2 protein-coding genes are annotated in these 2,640 nt (G+C 41.4%); both read right to left on the bottom strand.

From position 1 onward, the window contains the following. Positions 1-710: hypothetical protein (locus ACKLKD_RS27670; RefSeq protein ID WP_420062004.1), on the bottom strand; the 710-nt coding region annotated here is incomplete at its 3' end. Positions 711-728: 18 nt separating this feature from the next. Beyond that, positions 729-2,640 (bottom strand): fimbria/pilus outer membrane usher protein (locus ACKLKD_RS27675; protein ID WP_420062005.1); only part of this gene is annotated, 1,912 nt, incomplete at its 5' end.

Genomic DNA, 2,640 nt, shown 5'->3' on the forward strand with positions numbered 1-2,640 from the left:
CCATTACCAGAAACGTAGACAGCATTAGCATCCTTTTGACAATTAAGCTTAACGGAGAACTTGGTATCCGTAGACGTGCTTCCAACAGACGTAAATGAAGAAGCAAGGTGATTACCAAGCTGAATATTTTGAATTCGTGAACTAGGGTCGGTTACGCAGCTTTTAGTAATCCAGGAAATTTTTGCTTTAATAGATATTTTTGCTACAACCCAGTCATCAACATTAAACTGGGCCGCGAGACCATAATTCGTCGTTCCTTGACCGACAGTGCCTGTTTTAATGAAGCTAATGACCGTTTTTTTATCGGTAGACCAATATAATAAGTCGCCAGAAGTCATAGACGCTGAATAAGGGACGGCTTTTGAAGATTGTACAAGATCTCGTATTTGAATACCGATACCATCAATACCTGAGGCATAAATATTACCATAAACATTCGAGCTCACTAATGTCTGGAAAGAGCCAAGCATTTTAGAGGTATATTTACCTCTTCCTGAGTTTAAAGGACAGGTTATCTTTGGGCCTTCTGTATCGAGGCGAGCTGTATAGAGAGTTGCACCAACCTCGGCATCTGGATCGATAGCTATTGAAGACAAATTTAAAGTATACGTCTTGCCGTCCAACACAACACAGCCAGTCGCAGCAGCTAAGCACTGCGAACTATAGATACCGATAAAGGTGGTGATAATAGCCACCATAATTTTATACATAGTCAGGTCCTTCTTTCGTTAGTAGTGGCACACAAGTTGACTTTGTTGAATACCGCTTGTTTTTTCAGCATCCGAAAATTGATAATTTGCACGACACTGCTGAGAAGCCTTTTTACCCCACTGAACTGATAGTGCCCCTTCCAAAGGCAAACCAGCCATATAAACCTGACCATTATCACTGACGATACCATTACGAACTTCTTGTGACGTCTCTGCAACGCTGTTTACCATAGCACCAAATGGGACTGGCTTATTATTGGTATCAATTAGACGAAACATAGCCCTGATCCCTTTTTTACCTGTGTATTGAGCTAATACTATAGCTCCACGTGTTGGTACCACTGTAGCAGTCGTTGTATCTAAATCAACGTCTTCAGGCATTGTTTCTGTATCAAGAACAACATCATTTCTGCGATACATCGTAATATTTGGAACTATCGCATAGCCACGGTAGTCTGTTTTTACACCGGTATTTCCAATAACACGAGTACCGGTCACTCCGGGCGCTTTTACAAGAGCACTTGTATCACTAAAAGATTGTCCAGCTGTAATACCATTGCGATGCACAATTACACCACCGTTAATACCATAATTAAGGCGTTGCCACTCATGATCATAGTTGTAGCTACCGTAAATTTCACCATAGCTACCCTTATAGTCGACGCCAGCATTACCACTGCTGAAGTCTCGATTATCGTATTGCTGTTGTAAGTTCCAGCTCAGATTATTATCTGCCAACGCAAGCCCGGATAAACCGACACTATTACTGGTTGAACCAGGATCGCTATTATTCAAGCCATAGGTTACCCAAGTATTCGGCATCCAAATATCGAGAGGAATATTGACGTTGAATGAAAATATATTATCAGTGGAATAATTCCTTCCGTAGCCCTCATAGTCAGTTGAGGAGCGAGAATGGGAGTAGTTTAAATTATACGTAATACCGCTCCAGCTATTGCTGTAACCTACGTTAAATGAGTTATTCCTGCGACGCTGATTCCAGTAATCCTCCATTACACCACCGATGTTAAAATAGCCTAACTTATCACCGAGGCTTTGGCTTACGGTAATTTCAGTTCTATTTTTAACGCGATCGTTGTAATAGTATTTATAGTCATCACGATATGTTTCAAGAACATCTGAAAGGGTATTAAAGCCGCTCGTTGAGTAACGATAGCCTGCAATCGCTATATTTGTGCCTATATCGTTCAGGTTTTTGCTGTAGCGTATACGCACAGATTGGCCCGATATCTTATCTTGATCTTGCTTCGTCGACCAGGCCTGTGTTACGTCTAAAGAAACAGCACCAAGTACACCCAGGTTGTTACCGACGCCAATGGCCACTGATTGATATTTTGAAGCAGCTTGGAATCCCCCGTATAGGGTGGTGTTGTATGGTAAACCGTAGCTGGCCGTTGCTTGTGAAAACGGAGTATAGTCAACGCTACCGTCAGAGGAGCGGTATTGTCCTGATGTAATGCTGTATTTTAAACTACCTTCACGACGCAATACGGGAAGTGAAGCATAAGCTACAACAAAATTCTGTTGAGTTCCGTCCGCTTCTTCGATAGTGACATTGAGGTCTCCATTGCCACCTGTTGAATACAGATCGGTGATCTCAAAGGCTCCTGGAGGAACGAAAGATTGGTAAATAATATATCCACTTTGTTTAATAATAACTTTTGCGTTACTTTTCGCAATCCCTCGTACTACAGGTGCATATCCCTGGATACTTTCCGCATCCATGTAATCGTCTGAGTTTAATTGCGCACCACGATATGGCACACTATCAAAAATATCAGCATCTGAAGTGCTTTCACCTAATGTTAATACGCTTTTAAGTGAAATAATATTTCGTTCAGCATAGGTATAAATAGTATCCCATTTGCCATTGCTATCATCATCATAACTATCTTTATTCCACGTAGTA

Source organism: Klebsiella sp. 10982, assembly GCF_048589245.1.
GTDB lineage: Bacteria > Pseudomonadota > Gammaproteobacteria > Enterobacterales > Enterobacteriaceae > Klebsiella > Klebsiella quasivariicola.